Origin of the sequence: Hyphomicrobium sp. (assembly GCF_003987855.1) — a bacterium.
Lineage (GTDB): Bacteria > Pseudomonadota > Alphaproteobacteria > Rhizobiales > Hyphomicrobiaceae > Hyphomicrobium_B.
In genome coordinates, this window is sequence record NZ_RXIZ01000008.1 from 214,968 (window position 1) to 231,708 (window position 16,741).

15 protein-coding genes and 1 tRNA gene are annotated in these 16,741 nt (G+C 61.3%); 8 read left to right on the forward strand and 8 right to left on the reverse strand.

Features of this window, described 5'->3' with window-relative positions; genetic code table 11:
- The first annotated feature begins 139 nt into the window (after positions 1-139).
- A complete protein-coding gene (locus tag EKK30_RS08230; RefSeq protein ID WP_290983042.1) occupies positions 140-718 on the forward strand; it encodes a cytochrome P460 family protein in 579 nt (192 codons plus the stop codon).
- On the opposite strand, the gene EKK30_RS08235 is transcribed toward EKK30_RS08230, so the two are convergent.
- Positions 696-1,901, reverse strand: a complete 1,206-nt coding sequence (locus tag EKK30_RS08235) for a hypothetical protein (protein WP_290983045.1) — start codon at positions 1,899-1,901, stop codon at positions 696-698. The genes EKK30_RS08230 and EKK30_RS08235 overlap by 23 nt on opposite strands.
- A gap of 228 nt (positions 1,902-2,129) precedes the next feature.
- Entirely contained in the window at positions 2,130-3,467 is a 1,338-nt protein-coding gene (locus tag EKK30_RS08240; protein ID WP_290983048.1) for a hypothetical protein, read from the reverse strand.
- Between the two features lie 735 nt (positions 3,468-4,202).
- On the opposite strand from EKK30_RS08240, the gene EKK30_RS08245 reads away from it, so the two are divergent.
- Positions 4,203-5,378 carry a peptidoglycan-binding domain-containing protein gene (locus EKK30_RS08245; protein WP_290983051.1) on the forward strand — a complete coding sequence of 392 codons (1,176 nt, stop codon included), beginning with the start codon at positions 4,203-4,205 and terminating at the stop codon, positions 5,376-5,378.
- Here EKK30_RS08245 and cutA read toward each other — a convergent pair.
- On the reverse strand, positions 5,372-5,752 hold the full coding sequence (cutA, locus tag EKK30_RS08250; protein WP_290983053.1) for a divalent-cation tolerance protein CutA: 381 nt from the start codon (positions 5,750-5,752) through the stop codon (positions 5,372-5,374). The two genes, EKK30_RS08245 and cutA, sit on opposite strands and share 7 nt — an antisense overlap.
- Before the next feature lie 56 nt (positions 5,753-5,808).
- On the opposite strand from cutA, the gene EKK30_RS08255 reads away from it, so the two are divergent.
- On the forward strand, positions 5,809-6,591 hold the full coding sequence (locus EKK30_RS08255; RefSeq protein WP_290983056.1) for an NAD kinase: 783 nt from the start codon (positions 5,809-5,811) through the stop codon (positions 6,589-6,591).
- Positions 6,592-6,825: 234 nt separating this feature from the next.
- Here EKK30_RS08255 and EKK30_RS08260 read toward each other — a convergent pair whose 3' ends face one another.
- Positions 6,826-7,401: a nitroreductase gene (locus EKK30_RS08260; protein ID WP_290983059.1), complete on the reverse strand. Its 576-nt coding sequence runs from the start codon at positions 7,399-7,401 to the stop codon at positions 6,826-6,828.
- 117 nt (positions 7,402-7,518) lie between these two features.
- On the opposite strand from EKK30_RS08260, the gene EKK30_RS08265 reads away from it, so the two are divergent.
- The gene (locus EKK30_RS08265; RefSeq protein ID WP_290983062.1) at positions 7,519-9,453 is read left to right on the forward strand and encodes a VWA domain-containing protein; all 1,935 of its coding nucleotides are present in this window, start codon (positions 7,519-7,521) and stop codon (positions 9,451-9,453) included.
- Between the two features lie 5 nt (positions 9,454-9,458).
- A complete protein-coding gene (locus tag EKK30_RS08270) occupies positions 9,459-10,508 on the forward strand; it encodes a hypothetical protein (protein ID WP_290983065.1) in 1,050 nt (349 codons plus the stop codon).
- On the opposite strand, the gene EKK30_RS08275 is transcribed toward EKK30_RS08270, so the two are convergent.
- On the reverse strand, positions 10,495-11,073 hold the full coding sequence (locus tag EKK30_RS08275; protein ID WP_290983068.1) for a hypothetical protein: 579 nt from the start codon (positions 11,071-11,073) through the stop codon (positions 10,495-10,497). The genes EKK30_RS08270 and EKK30_RS08275 overlap by 14 nt on opposite strands.
- A 66-nt stretch (positions 11,074-11,139) precedes the next feature.
- Positions 11,140-12,177, reverse strand: a complete 1,038-nt coding sequence (locus tag EKK30_RS08280) for an amino acid ABC transporter substrate-binding protein (RefSeq protein WP_290983071.1) — start codon at positions 12,175-12,177, stop codon at positions 11,140-11,142.
- A 199-nt stretch (positions 12,178-12,376) separates the two neighbouring features.
- On the opposite strand from EKK30_RS08280, the gene metC reads away from it, so the two are divergent.
- Entirely contained in the window at positions 12,377-13,561 is a 1,185-nt protein-coding gene (gene metC / locus EKK30_RS08285; RefSeq protein ID WP_290983074.1) for a cystathionine beta-lyase, read from the forward strand.
- A 15-nt stretch (positions 13,562-13,576) separates the two neighbouring features.
- Here metC and EKK30_RS08290 read toward each other — a convergent pair whose 3' ends face one another.
- On the reverse strand, positions 13,577-15,328 hold the full coding sequence (locus EKK30_RS08290; RefSeq protein ID WP_290983077.1) for a L,D-transpeptidase family protein: 1,752 nt from the start codon (positions 15,326-15,328) through the stop codon (positions 13,577-13,579).
- A gap of 292 nt (positions 15,329-15,620) precedes the next feature.
- Positions 15,621-15,696: transfer RNA gene (locus EKK30_RS08295), tRNA-Arg, on the reverse strand.
- A 208-nt stretch (positions 15,697-15,904) separates the two neighbouring features.
- Here EKK30_RS08295 and EKK30_RS08300 point away from each other — a divergent pair.
- Both EKK30_RS08300 and EKK30_RS08305 read left to right on the forward strand, forming a co-directional pair.
- Complete coding sequence (locus tag EKK30_RS08300) at positions 15,905-16,252, forward strand: hypothetical protein (RefSeq protein WP_290983080.1); 348 nt, start codon at positions 15,905-15,907, stop codon at positions 16,250-16,252.
- A 102-nt stretch (positions 16,253-16,354) separates the two neighbouring features.
- Complete coding sequence (locus EKK30_RS08305; protein WP_290983084.1) at positions 16,355-16,678, forward strand: hypothetical protein; 324 nt, start codon at positions 16,355-16,357, stop codon at positions 16,676-16,678.
- The last annotated feature ends 63 nt before the right edge of the window (positions 16,679-16,741 follow it).

Genomic DNA, 16,741 nt, shown 5'->3' on the forward strand with positions numbered 1-16,741 from the left:
AGAATTTTTCATTTTCTGATGCTCGACAAAATTTCGGATGAGCGTATTCTCCGCGCGCTGATGTTTTCCTGCGACGTCGAAGTTGACATTTATTCCACCTCCTCGCCGGGGCCTCCGGCGGCAGAACAGGAGATTTGGCATGTCGCGTCTTTCGACCTTTTCCTTTGTCAATCAGAAGCCGATCTTAATGATTGCTGCGATCGCGGTTTCGGTCGCGGGGGGTATCGCACTGGCTGCATCTGACAAGTACAGCGTCAAGGTTCCGGGCGGTCTCGCGTTCTCAGAGTTCAAAGGATACGAGGATTGGCAGAGCGTCGCGGTCAGCCAGACCGAAAGCGCGATGGCGGTCATCCTCGCCAATCCGGTGATGATCGAAGCCTATCGCTCCGGCGTTCCGGAAAATGGCAAACATTTCCCGGACGGATCAAAGATCGCGAAGATCCATTGGAAGCCGACGCTGAGCAAGGAGTCGCCCTCGCCTGCGACCGTGCCGGGCGAGCTTCTCAACGTCGATTTCATCGAGAAGGACAGCAAGCGCTTCGCCGACAGCGGCGGCTGGGGCTATGCCGCATTCATCTACGATCAGGCGACAGATTCATTCACACCGGCGACGACGTCGGATTCACCACCGCAAGAGAACGACGCCAAGTGCGGGTTCGCCTGCCACACGATCGTGCAGGCGAAGGATTATATCTTCACCGCGTATCCCCGGAGGTGACGGGCGTGATGGGGCTCAAGGCATTCGTTCGGGGGACTTGGGCAGGCTTGCGTCGCAAGGACCGTGTGCGCGTACGCAAGCTTTTCACGGCAAGGCGGAGCCGGCTCATCAGCATCGCTGCGCGCCCGGCCCATACCAGATCCAGCCGTCCGTTCTTTGCCGCAATCGCTATCGTCTGACGCCCGCATAGCCGCTCGTGTGGCGTCAGCCAACGGCACGTCAAAAAGTGATAGGACGAGCGCACTGGCGGAAACGTCTTGAATTTGGACAACGCGCCGAGTGCGTCCAGCATCATCATCGTGCGGCGACACTTCGGGCACTGACCGCAATTGTGAAGCGCGTCGGGCTTGGCGTAGCAGATGCGCATCATGGCCCGAAGCGGTTCCCAGTCCTTAAGGAGGCTTAGCTTGTCGACCCGCGAATAAAACGCTCCGTCGTGGATTATTTGCGTCTGCTCCGTCGACAGGAGCGCGTCGATCATAGGGTTGGAGCCCCAGGGCTTGAGGGTCGTGTACGTCATCGACGACGGGACGATGAACCGGCTGACCCCGGCACCCAAGGCAAGGCCGACGGCGCACAGTGCAATGCCGTGACCTAGATCCCAGTCCGGCACGAAGGCGCGAACGTTGCTTTTCACCCTGACGAGTTCGATGCCGCGATCACGGAACATCGCCTCGTAGTTCGCCGCGGCGCACTCGAAGATGTCTTCGTCCTTGAGCGGGATATCGAGTCCGTGAACGAAGACGGCATACTTGGTTTGAAATCCGGGCGGAAGATCGCGATCGGGAAATTGGCTGAAGAAGGAGTCCACGCCTCCGGAGAATGCCGCGGCAACGTGCGCCGGCGTCGCCGCTTTAGCTACGAGCCCTTTAGAAACAAGCCGGATAGGCTTGAATTTCTGCGGAGCCCACGTGGTGAATATTTTCCAATACTCCTGCAGGCCGACACTCAGGCGCTCGGAGAATGGCTCATCAACGCAAATTTCCTCGTCGAGGGTTGAAGCAAGCAAGCTCAGCGCAACCGCAAATGGCTCAATCGCGCGCGAACACAAATGCTCGTACCGCTGCGGGAAAGTGAACCAAAGTTCATCGGGGAAACTTCCTGCTGATCGGTCGATACTCACCTTCGCCCGGAGCGTAATGAAGCCGCGCTCGGTTGCCAGCTCCGGGGAGTGAATTCGCATATGCGCAATCTCGACAGCATCGGCCCGACACTGCGTCTCGATGGGCCGCACAGGATTTCAATTATTCCAGTTCTTTCAAATCGCAATTTGGCCTGAACGCAATGCAGCTCAATCCCGGAATATGGAATTGAGCCAAACAGACAGTGCATAACTGGATTTGCGCATATCAATGGCCCCCAAAAACAAAAAGGCCCGCCGAAGCGGGCCTTTCGTTTCTAGGAGGCAGCGCTAGGCTGCGACCGTGCCGAAGGTAGGCGATTTCGTAGCCTCCTCGAGTGCCATGTCGGATTTGAGTGCGATACCGATATACCGGACTCGGCCGGCGACCTTCTCCTTCTTCACACCAAGTTCTGCAAATTCACGTGCAAAGCTCGGAAGTGCTGCAGGCTCCTTGTTCTTGGCTTCACACCAAGAGCAGTAGTCTTCATAGAGTTCAGTAGCCGTTACGCTTGATCCGTCGCGGACCTCGATGTTCTCCTTGTAGAAACGTTCGGTGTTATTCTCGGGGACGAGACGCGCAACCGGCGCCACGACCTTGCTTTCAGCGACCTTGGTCTCAACCTGATGCACTTCCTGTGCGGGCTGAGCTTCGATCGCCCGCGCCGGGACAACGGGTGCTTCGAGAGCGATCTCGAGCGAACGATTGTCGTTGGCGCCAGAACGCGGCTTCTTCGTCTGAACGGCGACCGGTGTGAGCACCGGTACCGCCACCGCTGCCGCAGCGGTGCTTACTTCCGTCAGCGCCTTGCTCGGCGAGACGGGGACAGGTTGGCGATCATAGAGACGCCACTGACTGAATGCGACGTACATGCCGAATCCAGACCCGATCTCGAGCAGCAGCGCGACGAATAACGTCAACGCCATCTGCACGTTCTCGATCTTCACGTTCGGGAAGAACGCGTTCACAAGCTCGGTCAGAACCTTCGCTTGCGGGTCGGCTTCGGACATCGCAGGCGTACCTGCTTTCGCATCGATCTTCGACTTGATCTCGGAGATGCGCGCGTCGGCCTCCTTGCCAGAGCTTGCGGATGCGAGCTCGGCGTCAAGAGCGGTCAACTGCTGGCAGAAGTTACGCTCGGATTTCGAGCTCACTTCCTTACAGCCGTTCGACCACTGCCAGGCCTTCTGCATCTTCATGCCGTCGATCTCGCTCTTCACCGTCTCATAGGGACGATGCTGAGGGATCCATCCGGCTTGCTCTTCCGCGCGCTTCAGCTCGCCTCTCAGATCCTGATAGGCTTGCGCTTCCTGTGCGCGATGCCCGGTCGTATCGAAGCGATTTAACGCTGCGTGACCGAGCGCGGAGGTCATGGAGTAGGCCGTAACGACCGTCCAGACCAATGCGGATGCCGCCGCTTGTGACCACATTCGATTTCGAACTGCGGCGAAAAAGAAAAACGGTACAAGAGCCTTCATGCAGTCGGCGGCAGCGGATGCTGCACCGTAGATTTGGCCGTCGAGCTCGGTTCGTCCGAGACTGAAGCCAAAACGCCAGTTCATAGCAGCGGAAACGGCGAGTAATACGCCTGCTGCCAGAACCCCCAACACGCCTAAAACGTGTCTCATCGTGTGCCCTCTCCTGTGAGGACCGATCGGCTACGCGAAAACGAAGACCGGCCATTTCGTTGTGGCCCTAGCGACCGAGGGAGCCGCCGGCCAAACTCCGGAACGCGAAACGGGCATGATTGCGAATGGTGTCGCGATCGATCGGCTGTGAGCTCCGATGACATCCCCATGACATCGGCAGGCGAACGAGGCAGAAACCGCACAATCAAGCAGACCAGAGCTGCCACACTTGCTTCCGACCGGAAGTTGCCGCCACGATTTCGCCGCAAGAAATCAGGGTGGAAAACTTTGCTTCAGGGCCGGGGCGCGCGTGGAAAACTGACTCGAATTAAACTCCCCTCTCCTCCAGCCGTAGCTGAGTCGTGTGGGGATGTTAATCCGAAAGGACAGCGGAATCAGAATTCTAGTAAGCCGTGCTCAAGGTGACGCGGGCGTCATATGACAGTGTCCACAGAACCGGTGTGGCGGTTGAAAACTTCCGGTTATCAAGAGGTTTTGCACCGAGCCTGCCAGCTTCGCGCAAGGGTCTGATTGTGGCAATCATGTGCTCCGCCTGCAGTTTAGGCGTTGCAAAGACACGACACCTTGCCGGCCCCGCTCTGCCGAGCATCATGCATTTGCCATTTACCAAGAGCCTCGACTTAGGGCATTCTCTCTCATGTTGGTCCGGCCTATTTCGCCGCCACTCTTGATGAGTGATGAGAGCGCCAACGGGACGTTGGTGGAGTTTGGGTCATGCCGCGTTCGGGCATATTGCTGCTTCTGTCAGCCGGGATCGCGCTTTCGGCGTACGAGCATCTGCCGCCCTCAGCCGACGCGCCTCGCGGCCTTGCGGAAATCACACGGATCTCGGTCGCTCCCGACGGCACATATCGCAGCGATGAGGTCATTCGCTCTTTTGCGCCGGCAAAGCCGTCTGCGCATCGCGAGACGTCGGAAAGCCGGTCCGAGCGCCCCGCGCAAGCCGCACCTCTCGTTCGGCCCGGCACGTGGACCACGGTAGTCACCCCTGGGCAGGCGATCGTGTCGCCGATCAAGTCCTCGCGTCCTGCCGATGACGCGACCCGTGTACAGCTCGCCCGCGACCTGCAGCAGGAACTTCAACGCGCCGGTTGCTACCAAGGCGAGATCACGGGTAGCTGGACCCCAGGCACACGCCGCGCGATGGCCGCGTTCATGGATCGCGCAAATGCCGTGCTTCCCTACGATCAGCCAGACTACGTTCTTCTTGCACTCGTCCAAGGTCATCGGGAGATCGCCTGTGCCATGGATTGCCCTTCGGGGCAGATCCTTGAAGACGGCGGTCGCTGTGTTCCACGGGCGGTTGTCGCGCAGGCAGCCAAGAAATCGAAGCGGCTCGAAGAACGCCGGGTTGCGCAGCACCGCCTCGCCGAGGATCGCGGGCGCGTTGCGACTTCGGAGCCCGAAGTCCTGCCATGGCAGAAGCGTGAGCCAGCCGTCGCTCAGGCGGATGATGTCGCGATGGCTTCCCGGCCTGAGCCGTTACCCGGACGCATGTCGATCGGTGGTCCAGTCGACGTGACTCCGCCGCGCCCCTCTCTATCGAGTGCCGTTCCGCTTGGAGTTGTCTCAACCTCCGAAGGCGCTGAGGTTCCAACTCCCGGCGGCAGCGCGGATACGGGTGCTTCGAACAAGGTGGCAGCGCTCCAAGGGTATGACGCCGATACAGATGATCTGTCGGACAGCGCGACGGTTACAGGCGCCGATGGGGCGGCTCCCGCAGTCGAGGGTTTTACGGAAGTGCACAAGCCGAGAAAGGCACGGCGCTCCGATCGGGACGCGCGGCCGCGGCGTGAATACTATGCGTCGGCGGGCAAGCGGCGCCATGGCGATCCTCGACCGGGAACGGCGCGATTCAATCTCATGCAGTCGCTCGGCGGCATTTATTGACCGCTGCTGATGCCCCGAACCCACGCGAGATAGTCACCGCTGCCGCCCAAGACCGGCAGGGTGATGATACCGGGCACCTCGTATGGATGGTGCGCGGCGATGTACTCAACGGCGGAGGAAGCCGCTTCCGCCGGCAGCTTCACCATCATCAGGACTTCGTCAGCGGTTTCGAGCCTCCCCTTCCACTCGAATACGGACGTGACCGAGGGAACGAGGTTGACCGCGGCCGCGAGCCGGCGTTCTACGAGGTCACGCGCAACGGCAAGCGCTCCTTCCCGCGTGGGATAGGTGGCGTAAATCATCACGACACCATCGGCTGGCGCACCGACGCACTCTCCGCTATCCCGCATAGGGGGCTTGTTGTTTACCGGCACTTGAGCGAGCTTCCCTGGCTTGCCTGCTGCGACCTCTCATGACGTGAAGGCCATTGATGGCGAAAGAAAAGCAGAAGTTCGAACGCATCGCCTTCGTTGCGAGCGACGTACCGGAGGCGGTCGAAGCCCAAGAAGCCTTGATCAAGCGTTATGGGGAGACGGAGCCTGCTGAGGCGGACGTGATCGTGGCGCTCGGCGGCGACGGCTTCATGTTGCAGACGCTACACCGCTTCATCAACGACCGGATCCCGATCTACGGCATGAACCGTGGATCAGTCGGCTTCCTGATGAACGACTACAGGGAAGATCAACTTCTCGAGCGCCTCGCGGCGGCCGAGACCAGCCGGATCCATCCTCTGGCGATGATCGCGACCGACGCCAACGGCAAGGCGCACAAGAGCCTCGCCATCAACGAGATCTCGCTCTTCCGCCAGCGCTATCAGGCGGCGAAGCTGCAGATCGCGATCGACGAGAAGGTTCGGCTGGAAGAGCTGATTTGCGACGGCATCCTGGTTTCAACGCCTGCGGGATCGACGGCCTATAATCTTTCGGCGCACGGGCCGATTCTGCCGATCAAATCCTCGCTGCTGGCGGTCACGCCGATCAGCCCGTTCCGGCCCCGACGCTGGCGCGGGGCGATCGTTCCGAACAAGGTGCACATCAAGATTTCCGTGATGGAGCACGAAAAGCGGCCGGTGAGTGCGGTGGCCGACCACTTCGAAACGCGAAACGTCATCAAGGTCGAGGTGGAGCAGGCGCGTGCCGTCGAGCTGTTCATGATGTTCGATCGCGAGCACGGCCTGGAAGAGCGCGTGCTGGCGGAACAGTTTAGATTTTGACGCTTTGCTCGGAAGCGGAAGCAAGACGGGGAACAAGCCCCCAAAAAACCGACTGGCCCCCCGACGCTGCTCTTAGAGCGGGCGCAGAGGGCCATGATGTGGTTCCATGTGCTGCGTCCTGATCTCCCTGCCGTCGGTGCTGATCCCGCGGCTCCCCGAATCAAGTTTGCAAACACGCATGCCGAAAGCCTGCCAGCAGATGGTTAATGCCGTCCTAATACCGGGCGGCGGTGCTTAGCCCGGCCAGTGCTTCACCAGGGCTTCGAGCTTGGGACGCTCGCGCTCGTCGGGCTTCTCCATCGGGGTGCCGATATAGATGAAGCCCGCGACCTTCTCGTGCTCGGCCAAGCCGAAGGCTTCCCGGACGGAGGGGCTGTAGGCGATCCACTCGCTGAGCCAGGATGTGCCGAAGCCCAGCGCATTGGCGGCGAGGCACAGATTGAAGCAGAGCGCACCGACAGAGAGCACCTGCTCCCATTCCGGCGCGCCGGGCCGCGACTTCGCCGACGATATGACAGCAATGACCATCGGCGAGCGCATGAAGCGGGCGCGCTCCATGTCGAGCCGGACATGCGAGGGGGGCTCGCGTTCTTCTTTTTCGCAGGCCTTGGCGAAAATCTCGCCAGCCGCGGCACGCGCCTCGCCCTCGAAAACGATGAAGCGCCACGGCGCGAGCTTCTTATGATCGGGAACGCGCGTTCCAACGGTAAGAATCTTGTTGAGTTCTTCGGGGGTTGGCGCGGGTGCGGCGAGCCGATCGGGCTTCACCGAGCGTCTTGCCGCAAGAAATTCAAAAAATGCGGTATTCATGCCTCGTTCCGTGCTTTTGCGTGCCCGTTTCGCTATACGAGGCTTCCGGCTGACACAAGCGCTCCGTTACCATCAGAGTCGGAATAACGGGCGAGACGGCGACGGCGTGGGGGATCAATGCGCCTCAGGTTTCTGAGACTTATCAGGATTGCCGGGCTCGCCGCGGCTTCGCTCGCGGTAATCGCGCTCGCAGCGACCGGGGCTGCCCGGAGCGAAGACGCGCCGACCACCATGATAATCCTCGACGGGTCGGGCTCGATGTGGGGACGCCTCGCCCCTGACAACCGCGCCAAAATCGACATTGCCCGCGAGAAGCTCGGCGCACTTCTGTCGGCGCCATCGAAAGCGCGCGTGGGCCTGATCGCCTTCGGCCATCGTCGCCGCGGCGATTGCAACGACGTCGAACTGATCGCTCCTCCTGACGCTGCCCGGCAGGACGTGCTTGATCCGATCGCGAAGCTCAACCCCAAAGGGCCGGGGCCGGTAACAGCGGCGATCAAGATGGCGGCTGACGCAATTGCCCAGTCCCGTCCGGCGCAGATCATCGTCATCGCCGACAACGCCGACAATTGCCGGCAGGATTCGTGTGCGGCGGCGCGTGACATCGCCAAGTCTTCTCCCGGCGTCGCCATTCAAGTCATCGGGGTCGGTGTTCCCGCGAACGAGCGCCCGCGTCTCGCATGCGTGGCGGAAGCCACGGGCGGCCGCTACTACGACATCACCGACTCCAACGGCCTCAACGCCGCGCTCGATGAAACGACGAAGCTCGCCATTCTCTCGCCAGGAGAAGTCGCCGGCGCGACCGAGCCAACCACGCCTCCGCCGCCGCCAGCCGGAGCATCGCTACGCGCGTCGGCCGCGCTCGTCGAAGGTGGTCCGCTGCTCAAGGTTCCGTTGACGTGGCGCGTCTACAAAACAGGCGGCACGACCGTGCTCGGCCAAGGGTTCGATAAAGACATCTCCGTAAAGCTGCCTGCAGGCGAGTACGACATCGAGGCGGAACTTGGCGGCATCAAAGTCCGGCGACCGATCAAAATCGCGGACGGAGAAGCGCAAAGTATCGTTCTGCCGCTCGATGCGGCGCATCTTGCCGTGCGCGCGATCGCAGCGAAGGGCGCTACTCCGGCCACAACTGCGGTGCTGACGCTGTCATCATCCGACGCTCCGGTATCCATTCAGCGCGGCGGCATGCTCGACGTCTACCTCAAGCCAGCCAACTACAGCTTGATAGTCGTTGACGGCACGGCGCGTGTCTCGCAGACGCTGAGCCTCGCAGCTGGAGACGACAAGCCCGTCGACATCATGCTCTCCACCGGCACGCTCAAAGTCTCAGCGACGGGCGGCGACGGCAAGCCGCTGAGCGACGTTCTGCTCACGGTCGAAACGGACGATCCGGAGAGCCCGAACGGCCGTCGCGAAGTTGCGCGGTCGCGGAGTTCGGACGCGACCTTCTCTCTTACCGAAGGCACGTATTACATCGGCGCGCATTCGGCGAACGGCAGCGTCAGCAAGCGCGTGGGCATCGGCGCGGGCCAGAGCGTCTCGGAGACGCTCGCTGTGAAGCTCGTGCCGGTCACCATTTCGGCACTGGTCGCCGGCGCGGCGCCGAAAGCCGATCAAAACATCTTTTATCGCGTCGACCGCATCGATGGCGATCGCGTCAGCATTGCCCGCGCCATCGGCCCGGCGCTTTCGCTCGACCTGTCGCCGGGGCGCTACCGCGTTACGGCTTCGCTTGCGGTCTCACATCTCTCGGCGTCGCAAGAGATTGCCGTCGAGGATGGGAAGCCCGCGAAAGCCGTGATCGACATCGCATCGGGACAGGTCAACTTCGTTCCGGCTGCGGGCGCCGTGCCTGCCTTTGGCGACGTCTACTGGGAAGTTTCCGATACGAGCGGCATGCCGATCTGGCGCGCGACGGGTTCGGAGGCGACCGCGGTTCTCGCTCCGGGCAAATATACCGTACGTTTTGACGTTCGCGACAAGCACGGCAAGGCGGCCTTCGAGGTTCGCGCGGGCGAGAGCCAAAAGATCGAGATTGGACCAGGATGATCCACGTGCTGCGTGAATTCCTCGGATATTTGGCAAAGCGGCTCCACGCGCGTGCGCTCGCTCCTGTGCTGGCTGCGGTGCTGATCTCCTTCGTTGCTTCCGCTTCAGCCATGGCCGAGGAGCCGATCCCCGATGGCCCGGCGCCGGGTCCATGGGGGCCGGTCGGTGACAAGCGAAAAAATACAACGACGGTGGAACGGGCGAAGTCGAAAGGTTCCGGCGTGAAGCTCGTCGCATTGTTGACTGGGGATGGCCAGCAGATCGAGCAAGGCGTGATCTGGCGCGTCTTTCAATCAAACGGGCAGCCGGGGAAATCGAAGCTTTTGCTGCAATCGCGGGAGGCGAGCCCTTTCGTCAAGCTTCCGCCAGGCGACTACATGGTCAACGCCTCGTTCGGACGCGCCAACCTCACGCGCAAGATCGCGGTGAAAGCGGACGGGCCGCCATTCGAGGCTTTCGTTTTGAACGCAGGCGGCTTTCGATTGTCGGCTATGGTCGGGGGAAAGGTCGCGCCTCCTGGAGCGGTCAGTTACTCGATCTATTCGGATGATCGCGACGAAGCCGAAGGCACCTCCGCCATCATCAGCGGCGCCAAGCCCAATCTGATCATACGCCTCAATTCCGGCATCTACCGACTGGTCTCCCTTTACGGCGATGCCAACGCGAAGATTGAGACCGACGTGACCGTAGAAGCCGGGAAGCTCACCGAAACGACGGTCACTCACACCGGCGGCAAGGTGACGTTCAAGCTCGTCACGCGGACGGGCGGAGAAGCGATGCCCGATACGCGCTGGACCATCCAAACCGATGACGGCGAGACAGTGAAAGAGAGCGTCGGTGCCCTGCCGACCCACATACTCGCTCCCGGCGAGTACGTCGTTACGGCGTCTTCAGGTGGACATATCTTCCAGAACAATTTCGAGATCAAAGACGGCGACAACATCAGCGTCGAAGTTTTGATGGCTGCGAACAAAGACGCGAGCAGCCGAGTTTCGAGCGGCGCGACGAACATCGCGCCGACCGGCGGCGTACCGATGGATTTCAGAAGTCCGTAAGCACCCAATCGGTGGGGCAACCATTGTCCCGCATGCGTTTTTCTACACGCTCGTGTTGCACGTGATCGCCGCCTTCGAGATAGGCCGCGCGCGCCATCTGCCATTGCTCGCACGCGCTCGTAAGATCGCCGGCTTCGTAGGCCGTTTCGCCCAGCGCGAGCCGGGCCGCGGCGTGAGCTGACGGCGGCCCGTGCAGCGCTCCGTTTCCGGCGGCCGATCTCAAGGCGGACATCCGCGCGGCGGTGTTGCCGGCCCGATCGTAGGCCGCAGCAAGGTTGTAGTAGAGACCAGAAAGCGACGTCTTCTCGCCGTTCGCCGTCGCTTGGTCGATCTTGGCCAGCAGCGTTTCGACGCTCTCGATCGGGGTTGGCGGCTCGGCGCTTGGTCGCGGAGCGAGATCCGCCGTTTTTTCCGCGATGATGCGGTGAGGCTCGCTCGCTAAACCCGGCGGTCCCGGAAGAGCACCGCGCGCACGCCGATGCTTCGCCCACACTATCCTCAGGACCAGCAGAGCCAGAACAATCGGCGGCAATAGAACGATCAGGTCGAAAAGCGCCGTCGTCATGGTCGCCGTGCCCCCATCCCGCAGCCTCCCCCACAATCGAGGCCCCTCGTCCCGCAATTCAGATTATCAGCGGAACGGCATCGCGTACATCAAGCCGCCTTTGGTCCATAAGGCATTGAGGCCGCGGTCCAGCTTCAAGGGGGAACTCTGTCCCAGCGTCCGTTCGAAGATCTCGCCGTAATTTCCGACCTGCTTGATGACCTGGTAGACCCAGTCGCGCGATAGACCGAGCGGCGCACCAAAATCGGCGTCGAGCCCCAGGAAGCGGCGCACCTCATGCGAGGGCGAAGACTTCATGGAATCAATATTGTCGCTCGTGATGTTGAGCTCTTCAGCAGCGATAAGCGCCATCCCGGTCCAACGCACGATGGCGAACCAGGCATCGTCGCCCAGCCGAACGGCCGGGCCGTACGGCTCCTTGCTGATCATCTCCGGCAGCAGCATGTGATCGGCGCCGTTCGACAGCCTGCTCTTCTCGTAGGCCAGGAGCGACATATCGCCGGTCAGAACCGTGCAGCCGCCGGCGGAATAGGTTTTGACGAGATCGTCCCAGCGCTCGGACTGGACGCGCTGGTAACGCATCTTGCGGGTACCGAAATAGTCGGCGACGGCCGCTTCGTCGCTGGAATCGGCGAGGACGCAGATCGACGCGCCGGAAAGCTCGAGCACGCTCGCGATAGAATGATTGCGCGGGATGATGAAACCCTGGCCGTCGTAATAGAGAGCGCCGGTGAAACGCGCACCAAGATCGGTATCGCGGGTGAGGGTCCAAGTCGTGGAGTCGACGAGGACGTCGACTTCGTCCTCCTGCAAGGACTTGAAGCGATCGCCGGCGCTGATGCTCAAGAACTTCACCGCGTCGCGATTGCCCAGCGTCGCTGCCGCGAGGGCAGAGCAGAATTCGACGTCCAGGCCTCGCCACGTCCCACGGGGAGAAACTTCGCTAAAGCCCGCTGCATGATCGGTGACGCCGCACACGACCTTTCCCCGCGTCCGGATCGCGTCAAGGATGTTGATCGGTGCGCTGGACGCTCGCGGGGCCAGACCGATGCCGATGACAAAAAGCGCGAGGGGGGCGAGCGCCACCCGGATTGCCATCTTCATCTGCGCACTTCCGACGTATGCATCACCCAACAAGCTCTTCTTTCGCGGCAGCAAGCAGACGATAACTGCGGACCTCGGGTGCGGCCCTGGCGGGACCGAAGCGGTGCCAGACATCTCGCGTCAGCACGCAATGGTCAAGGCCTTGACCTGCAATCGAAGTTGCGTCACGACGGCCGAACCCCGCCCGGAGTAGTTTAAAATGACTATAAAAGATGATGGCCACGGAGGCGGAGAGCGCCCCGAGACCGAAGTCGTTCATTTCGGCCGTAAGCCATTTGACCAGCATGGCTTCGTCAATACCCCGGTCTATCGGGGATCGACTGTCCTATATCCGACGCTGGAAGCGCTGCATGCACGGACGCAGCCCTATACATACGGGCGGCGCGCGACGCCGACGACGCGCGCGCTGGAAGACGCGCTCACTCACCTCGCGGGCGGAACTGCGACAGTACTGACCTCCTCGGGCCTTGCCGCGATCTCAACCGCGATCCTGGCGTTTGCGCAGAGCGGCGACCATATCCTGATGGGCGACAGCATTTATCAGCCAGCGCGGGTGCTCGCCGACAAAATGCTGAAGCGTCTCGGCATCGAGACCAGCTACTACGATCCTGGCATCGGCGGCGATATCGCCAAACACTTCCGGCCCAATACACGTCTTGTCATGGTCGAAGCGCCGGGCTCGCAGACGTTCGAAATGCAGGACATTCCGGCAATCGCCGCGGCCGCTCACGCGAGAGATATCTGGGTGCTCGCCGACAACACGTGGGCGACGCCGCTCTATTGCAAGCCGCTGGCGCTCGGCGCCGACGTGTCAATCGAAGCTGCCACCAAGTACATCGTCGGGCACGCTGACGCGATGCTTGGCGCAATAACCGGCAACGCGCGCGCGGCTAAATTTCTCGACAATGCCAAGGAGACGCTCGGGACCTGTCCCGGATCGGAAGAAACGTATCTTGCGCTGCGCGGCCTTCGGACGCTCGCGGTTCGGCTCGAACGCCACCAGCGCTCCGGGCTTGCCGTCGCTGAGTGGCTCGCTGCGCGGCCGGAAGTCGATCGCATTCTGCATCCGGCGCTTGCGAGCGATCCCGGTCATGCTCTGTGGAAGCGCGATTTCAGCGGCGCGAGCGGGCTTTTCACCGCCGTGTTGAAGCCGACGTCGGAGAAGGCGCTCGCCGCGTTTCTCGACGGGCTCAAGTTCTTCGGTATGGGATATTCATGGGGCGGCTATGAAAGCCTCGTGGTGCCGTTCGACCCGACGAGCTACCGGACCGCGACGCGGTGGCAGGGACCAGGTCCCGCGCTTCGGTTCCACGTCGGGCTCGAGGCCGTCGACGATCTCATCGACGATTTGGCAGCCGGGTTCGATCGAATGAAGGGCGCTTAAGACCAGCGCTCTTCCTCAAAAGCCCAGAACCTGGCGAATGATGTCGCCAACGCCACCATCGTATTTCCGGTACTTGCCGTCGTTGGTCAGGCCCATCGGCGCATCCAGGCTGCTCTCGCTTTTGGTGAATTTCACTTGCTTCAGGGCTGAAGTGTCGACGGCGGCCAAGTGATCGCGGCCGACATCGATCTGGTCCCATTTGCCGGCAAGCGCGAGCGCGATGCGCTGCTGATGCCCATACCAATCGCCGTAATAGTGGGCGTCTCCGCTCTCATCCACCCAGACGGTGAAGTAGCCGACGTGTACCGGAATCGGCCGATCAAGCTTGAACTCGTTATCCATCGGTCCTTTGCGGATCAGCCTCTTCACGTCGGGCGCCGCATCGCCCCGATCGACATTGAAAATCTGCTGGGCGAAGTCCTGCGGGTTGCGCACGCGCATGCAGCCATGGCTGTAAAGCCGGACAGACTCGTTAAAGAGCGACTTCGATGGCGTATCGTGCAGGTAGACCGAATGCTTATTCGGGAAGAGTAGCTTGACGAGACCCAGCGCGTTGTCGTCGCCGGCCGGCTGATAGAACGTGTAGGCGCTCAAGTTTGCTTTCGCCCAGTTCACCTTCGTGCTGTCGATGCGGCGGCCGTTGCGCATCACGATGTAGCCCTGCTGCTCGATCGAACGGCCCGAGAGAAGCATCGACAGCTTGATCGAGTCGGGGATGTTCCAGCGTGGCTTCAGAACGATCGACGTCATGTCCTTGGAGAAGATCGGCGTCTGCTTGTCCGCCGTGCCGACGACGACGCGATCGTTGAAGAGCGTCTTGCCGTTCTCCGTGAGCGTGATCGAGAAGGAAGGAACATTGACGAGAATGTGGGTGTCGCCAAGGGAGCGCGGCATCCATCGCCATTCCTCCATGTTGGCGATGACAGCCTTGATGTTATCGGCCTTCGATCCAGTATTGTTGCCGGCGAGCGCCGCGCGCGTAGCGGGTCCGACGATGCCGTCGTCGCTCAAGCCTTTCGACGCCTGAAATTTCTTGACGGCGGCTTCGAGCTTGTCGTCGAAAAGCTGCTCGGAGCCCGTCTCCGACGCGATATCGAAACGCTGCTTGAGGGTCGCGATATCGGCATCGCGAACCCCGACCGTCAGCATCTTGCCGCGTCTAGGAATGACGAAAGCGTCCGCCTTCTCTGCGGGTCCGCCACGCAGGTCGGCGAGCAGCGCCTTGAGCTTCAGGAACTGCTCCTGAGAAGGCTGGAACGTGCGCAGGACCTGAGCCGGGTCCGGCTGATCTGCGATCCGCGTAAGAACTTCCGAGGCCGGGGTCAACGTCGGCATTCGGTCGAGATATGACGACAATTGCCGTTCCGGATCAGGAATGCGGCCGCCCTCGGCCTCATGCGCATAGCGCAACACCGTGCCGGTGATCTCAAGTTCGGCGGCGACGAGCTGATCGTTCGACCATTGACCGGGGGCAAGCGCCTGGCGTGCAGCCGTGAGCTGGAAATCCGAGGCGTCGAGGCCCCATTCGCCGGCACGGCTCAGCTCGGCCGTTACGAGGTCAGCCAAATGGCTCGGGCCCTGAGCATCGACCCAAAGGGGGCGACACTCCCGCGCTTGATAAAACGTTGTGACTTGTGCGCGATCGGCATCCTTGAAAGGTGTCGCAGCGGCATCCGAGAGCTTGGCACAGATGGCCGCGGGTAAACCGGTTAACGGCGCGGGGGTCGGGGCATCTTCAACACTGGGCGATGGCGCGGGGGCTGTCAAAACTGCTTCCTCCGCCATCGCGGCGGGCGGGAGCAAGGTAGAAAGCGTGAGAGCCGTTACAGCTGCTACCGAACGCAGGATTATCGAAGCTTGAAGGGGATTTGAACGGAGGAAGAAGAGGACCATGAAACGCACTCACCACAACACGCTCGATTATCGCAGATGAAGCGCAGGTTATGCCAGCCTCTTCCGCCTGCGAGACTTAATTTCGAAAATGCGCCTGCTGGTTAAGGGTTGGTGATCGAGCGACCGCAAATTCATCTTGAATGAGCGTGCCCCCGATCGATCACATTGGCGATCCCGGCAGGGGTCGAACCTGCAACCTTCGGAGTCGAATTCCGACGCTCTATCCATTGAGCCACGGGACCGCGATGTGACGCGTGTATGAAACCAACTATCGCCGCTTTCGCATTTCATTATCGGCTTCACGGCGCGACCCGTAAACCGATTCCTATTGATGATGGCATATTCTCAGTCGCGGAGAAATGTCTTCGTCAGATCGAAACCTACATGGGAACGCCGAGTTAGTTTCGCCAGCGGGGAATCTGCAGCTTCTCAGGGGGAGAAGGTCGGGGGATGACTTTCATCGAGCAGGCGTGTCAAGAGCGAGCAGTCGCTCTTTGGCGCCGACGTGCGGACTACATAACTCTTCAATCGCAGTTTTTCGTCGCGGTACTCCGCTATTCGGAGGCGTACTGCGAGCATCCGACTGCGTCGGCTTTTGTTTTGGCGAGCCGTCAGTTGTCGGCCTGGGGAGCGCACGCGTACCGGCGTCACGCGCCGAAAGTAGCGCGGCGGGTTGATGCCGTTCTGGCAGAGCCGCAGCTCCTGCCTCGTACGTTAGCGCAGTTCGCGGAAAAGGCGTTCGACGAAGCCCGCCTGCAACAGCGGATTGTTGCCCGGCTGGTGAAAGTGAACGCTTAGAACTGCGCAACCTCACGGCGTTTTCGCACATCGGACGAGCGGAACTATACGGTTCCGGGGCTCGTTCTCGATATGGAAACGTGTACGAGAGAGGAGACTGCAATGAAATCCTTGAAAATCGGCGCTGCCGCGCTTGCACTGGCTGTTGCCGGTTCTTTTGGCGCTATGGCGCAATCGTCCGACTCGGGCGTGAGCCCGCAGACGCCGGGATCGCGGCCGACGACGGTCGATCCGATGCCGAACAATGGTGCTAGCTCGGGTACGACGGGCGCAAACTCGCCGGCTGGCATTCCGGCCGATCCGACTACCAATGAGAACGTCCAGCCGGGCCCGTCGACGTCGACGCCGACCGATCCGGCTGCAGGTTCCAACCCGAATGCTCGCGCTCCAACTTCGCCGGCTGGTACGGGCACGTCTAGCCCCTGATCGCCGCTCAATAGCTGAAAGTAAATCGGCTCCGGGTTTGACCCGGAGCCTTTTTTGTATTCA

What these genes read in the sequence shown, in the direction of transcription:
- EKK30_RS08230 (WP_290983042.1), top strand. Translation starts at nt 140, where the DNA reads ATGTCGCGTCTTTCGACCTTTTCCTTTGTCAATCAGAAGCCGATCTTA.
- EKK30_RS08235 (WP_290983045.1), bottom strand. Translation starts at nt 1,901, where the DNA reads ATGCGAATTCACTCCCCGGAGCTGGCAACCGAGCGCGGCTTCATTACG.
- EKK30_RS08240 (WP_290983048.1), bottom strand. Translation starts at nt 3,467, where the DNA reads ATGAGACACGTTTTAGGCGTGTTGGGGGTTCTGGCAGCAGGCGTATTA.
- EKK30_RS08245 (WP_290983051.1), top strand. Translation starts at nt 4,203, where the DNA reads ATGCCGCGTTCGGGCATATTGCTGCTTCTGTCAGCCGGGATCGCGCTT.
- EKK30_RS08255 (WP_290983056.1), top strand. Translation starts at nt 5,809, where the DNA reads ATGGCGAAAGAAAAGCAGAAGTTCGAACGCATCGCCTTCGTTGCGAGC.
- EKK30_RS08260 (WP_290983059.1), bottom strand. Translation starts at nt 7,401, where the DNA reads ATGAATACCGCATTTTTTGAATTTCTTGCGGCAAGACGCTCGGTGAAG.
- EKK30_RS08265 (WP_290983062.1), top strand. Translation starts at nt 7,519, where the DNA reads ATGCGCCTCAGGTTTCTGAGACTTATCAGGATTGCCGGGCTCGCCGCG.
- EKK30_RS08275 (WP_290983068.1), bottom strand. Translation starts at nt 11,073, where the DNA reads ATGACGACGGCGCTTTTCGACCTGATCGTTCTATTGCCGCCGATTGTT.
- EKK30_RS08280 (WP_290983071.1), bottom strand. Translation starts at nt 12,177, where the DNA reads ATGAAGATGGCAATCCGGGTGGCGCTCGCCCCCCTCGCGCTTTTTGTC.
- metC (WP_290983074.1), top strand. Translation starts at nt 12,377, where the DNA reads ATGACTATAAAAGATGATGGCCACGGAGGCGGAGAGCGCCCCGAGACC.
- EKK30_RS08300 (WP_290983080.1), top strand. Translation starts at nt 15,905, where the DNA reads ATGACTTTCATCGAGCAGGCGTGTCAAGAGCGAGCAGTCGCTCTTTGG.
- EKK30_RS08305 (WP_290983084.1), top strand. Translation starts at nt 16,355, where the DNA reads ATGAAATCCTTGAAAATCGGCGCTGCCGCGCTTGCACTGGCTGTTGCC.